5 protein-coding genes are annotated in these 3,823 nt (G+C 70.9%); all 5 read left to right on the forward strand.

Going from position 1 to position 3,823, the window contains the following annotated elements:
- Nucleotides 1–1,108 (forward strand): ArsB/NhaD family transporter (locus tag VFV67_RS24695; protein ID WP_326473016.1); only part of this gene is annotated, 1,108 nt, incomplete at its 5' end.
- Nucleotides 1,109–1,131: 23 nt separating this feature from the next.
- The gene (locus VFV67_RS24700; RefSeq protein WP_326473017.1) at nt 1,132–1,863 is read left to right on the forward strand and encodes a hypothetical protein; all 732 of its coding nucleotides are present in this window, start codon (nt 1,132–1,134) and stop codon (nt 1,861–1,863) included.
- The gene (locus VFV67_RS24705) at nt 1,860–2,507 is read left to right on the forward strand and encodes a response regulator transcription factor (RefSeq protein ID WP_326473018.1); all 648 of its coding nucleotides are present in this window, start codon (nt 1,860–1,862) and stop codon (nt 2,505–2,507) included. The genes VFV67_RS24700 and VFV67_RS24705 overlap by 4 nt, the downstream gene beginning before the upstream one ends.
- Nucleotides 2,508–3,045: 538 nt before the next feature.
- Nucleotides 3,046–3,492, forward strand: coding sequence for a CBS domain-containing protein (locus VFV67_RS24710; protein WP_326473019.1), 447 nt, complete (start codon nt 3,046–3,048; stop codon nt 3,490–3,492).
- A gap of 16 nt (nt 3,493–3,508) precedes the next feature.
- Nucleotides 3,509–3,823, forward strand: a 315-nt coding sequence (locus VFV67_RS24715) for an SLC13 family permease (RefSeq protein ID WP_326473020.1), incomplete at its 3' end; no start/stop codon positions are given.

Here is a 3,823-nt window from a genome sequence, read left to right on the forward strand (position 1 = left end):
GCTCGGCATGATGATCATCGTCGGGGTGCTGCGCCGCACCGGGGTGTTCGAGTACACCGCGATCTGGGCGGCCAAACGCGCCAAGGGCTCGCCGCTGCGGGTGATGATCCTGCTGGTGCTGATCACCGCGGTCGCCTCGGCCATGTTGGACAACGTCACCACCGTGCTGCTCGTCGCGCCGGTGACGCTGCTGGTGTGCGACCGGTTGGGGATCAACCCGGTGCCGTTTCTGATCGCCGAGGTGCTGGCGTCCAACATCGGGGGCGCGGCGACGCTGATCGGCGATCCGCCCAACATCATCATCGGCAGCCGGGCGGGGTTGTCGTTCAACGACTTCCTGGTGCACATGGCGCCGATCGTGGTGGTCGAGCTGATCGTGTTCACCCTGGTGCTGCCGTGGTTGTTCCGCGGGTCGTTTTCGGTGCACCCGGACCGGGTGGCCGACGTGATGGCGCTCAACGAGCGGGAAGCCATCCAGGACGTGGGGCTGCTGATCAAGTGCGGGGTCGTGCTGGCGGCGGTGTTCGCCGCGTTCATCGGCCACGCCGCGTTGCACATCGCGCCGTCGGTGGTGGCGTTGCTCGGCGCGGGGGTGCTGGTGCTGATCACCGGCAGCGCGCCGCGGCACTACCTGGCCAGCGTGGAGTGGGAGACCCTGCTGTTCTTCGCCGGGCTGTTCATCATGGTCGGCGCGCTGGTGCACACCGGGGTCATCGGGGAACTGGCGCAGTGGGCCGCCCAGGCCACCGGCGGCAACGCGCTGCTGGCGGTGATGCTGATCCTGGTCGTGTCCGCGCTGCTGTCCGGGATCATCGACAACATCCCCTACGTGGCCACGATGAGCCCGCTGGTGGCCGAACTGTCGGCCGGGGTCGCCGACCCGGTGCACGCCCAGGCGCTGTGGTGGTCGCTGGCCCTGGGCGCTGACTTCGGCGGGAACCTGACCGCGGTCGGCGCCTCCGCGAACGTGGTGGTGCTCGGCATCGCGATGCGGGCCGGCAGCCCGATCTCGTTCTGGGAGTTCACCAAGAAAGGCGCGATCGTCACGGTGATCACCATCGCGATCGCCGCGCCGTACCTGTGGCTGCGCTACTTCCTCCTGGCCTGACACCGAAGTGGGGGTGCGCCGCGATGTGGCCACACCGGACCGGACGCGACACCACCGACGCCAGGCCGGCGCGGGCGCACTATGCGGCGTTGCGGCGCGCGTCGCGGTGGCGGCGCTGGACGCTGGCCGGCGCGGCCGGCACCGTCCTGGGGGCGTTTGTCGGGGCGCGGTGGGGCTGGTGGCTGGGGCTATTGGCCGCCGCGGTAGTCGTGGCCGGACTGCTGATCTGGGATCACCGCTCCGGGGTGCTCGCCGCGTGGCCCGGGGAACAGGGCTCGCACCGGCTCGCCGCCGGGGTGGCCCGCCTGGAACGCCGTGGCTGGGTGGTGCTGTGCGACCCGGCCATCCCCGGCCAGGATCCCCGCACCGGCTACCTGCTCATCGGCCCGGGCGGGGTGTTCGTGGTCGAACACCAGGTCTGGCCGGCCGGGGGGCGGGTGGCCACCAGTCCCGCCACCGGGTTGCTGGAGGTGGACGGCCGGTCCGTCGCGCGACGCAGCACCGCGGTCCGGGCAGCGGCCGCGGCCGCCGGCGAGGCCCTGTCCGACGCCCTGGCCCGTCCGATTCCCGTCCAGCCGGTGCTCGCGGTGCACGGCCTGGCCGTCGATCGACCACGGGTCAGCGTCGGGGTGACCATCGTGCCCATCGCCGACCTGGTTCTGGTGGTCCGGGAGAGCCGGGTGCTGTCCGCGGCCGACCTCGACGCGGTGCCGGCGGCGGCCCACCGCCTGTTCACCCCGGGTGCGACGCCATGACCACGGTGCTGGTAGTCGACCAGGATCGACAAATCCTGCACACCATGGCCAACGCGCTCACCGCGCGCGGCTACCACGTGCTGACCGCGGCCGACGGGACCAGCGGGCTGCGGGTCGCGGCCCGCGCCCGGCCGGAGGCGGTGGTGCTCGAACTGGACCTGCCCGACCTCGACGCCACCGCGGTGATCGGCGAACTGCGCGGCCGGACCAGGGTGCCGATCATCGCGCTCGCCTTCCGAGCCCACGCCGACGACACGGTCAGCGCGTTGGATGCCGGCGCTGACGACGTCGTCGCCACGCCGCTGTGGATGCCCGAGTTCCTCGCCCGGCTGCGGGCGGTGCTGCGCCGGGCGCTCGCCGCGCCACCCGACACGCCGGCCAACCGGATCATCGATACCGGGACGTTCACCGTGATCTGGCGGCCGGACGGGTGTGGCGCGACGGCACCGAGGTGCGGCTCACCCCGATCGAATGGGCTGTGCTGGACATTCTCATCCGGCATCGGGACGATCTGGTCACCTCCAGCAGTTGCTGACCGAGGTCTGGGGACCCACCCACCGCAACGACATCCACCACCTACGCGGCTACGTCGTCAAACTGCGCCGCAAGCTGGAACCGCAGCCCCACCCGACCATGCCACCTGATCACCGAGCCGGGCCGGGCTTCCGGTTCTGTGTCGAGTCCGCCGCCCCCACCCCGCACCGAAAGCCAGATCGCCACGCCCGGCAGCCGTGACCGGTTGAACGCAGAGGCGGTCCGCGTGGGTTCAGGTCACGGTGGCGGGCACGGTCTCGGGCTCAAGATCCTCGGTCGGGTGAGCGTCCACAATCGGCAATCACCATCGGGGAGGCCTTTCGGGCAACCCTGCGCCGACGCCGGCATACCCGTCTGCTGACCGGCCGGTTGCCAGCAGCGGATCTTTACGGCATGTTGACGCTCGGCGTGCCGGGAAGTCTGGTCGGCAGCCCACCCCACCCCCGGGGTGGGTTTCCTGTCAACGGCGGGAGATCTCGGTGGCGCTGGTCCTGGCATTCAGGGTGGTGTTGCTCGGCGCGATCCTGTCCCCCACTGACCCAGTGGTCGCCTCGGCGATCGTCGGCGGCCAGGACGTGCCGCTGCGGCTACGTCGGTTACCCACATTCGAGCAGGGCATGGCCGACCGGATCGTCGTAGTCTGCACTCGTGCACGCCGAACAGATGGCCGAGGATTTTCCCGTCGTCAGCCACGATTCCGATGCCTGGGAGGCGGCCCGGCTGCTGGCCGAGCACCGGCTGCCCGGGCTGGTGGTGACCGACCGCGACGGCCATCCGCAGGCGATCCTGCCGGCCTCGCAGGTGGTGCGGTTCCTGGTGCCCAGCTATGTGCAGGACGACCCGTCGCTGGCCGGGGTGCTCAACGAGTCGATGGCCGATCATGTGGCCGACAAGCTGGGTGGGCGCAAGGTCGGCGAGCTGATCGCGCGGGAGTCGCCCGAGCTGGCGGTGGTCAAGGCCGACGACACGATCGTCGAGGTGGCCGCGATCATGGCCCGGCTGCGCTGCCCGCTGGCCGCGGTGATGGACGGCGGAAACCTGATCGGCGTGATCACCGCGTCGCGGCTGCTCGAACTGGCCCTGATCCGGCGCTAGCCCGGGAGCGGTGGCCGTGACCACGGCGATCGCGGTCGCCGCGTTCGTGGTGGCCTACGTCCTGATCGCCACCGAACGGGTGCACAAGACGGTCGTGGCACTGGCCGGTGCCGGGGTGCTGCTCGGGCTGGGGGTGGTCGGCTCCGAGGAGGCGTTCTACTCCGCCGAGACCGGCATCGACTGGAACGTGATCTTCCTGCTGCTCGGCATGATGATCATCGTCGGGGTGCTGCGCCGCACCGGGGTGTTCGAGTACACCGCGATCTGGGCGGCCAAACGCGCCAAGGGCTCGCCGCTGCGGGTGATGATCCTGCTGGTGCTGATCACCGCG

Source organism: Actinophytocola sp. (assembly GCF_035762905.1).
Lineage (GTDB): Bacteria > Actinomycetota > Actinomycetes > Mycobacteriales > Pseudonocardiaceae > DASYTH01.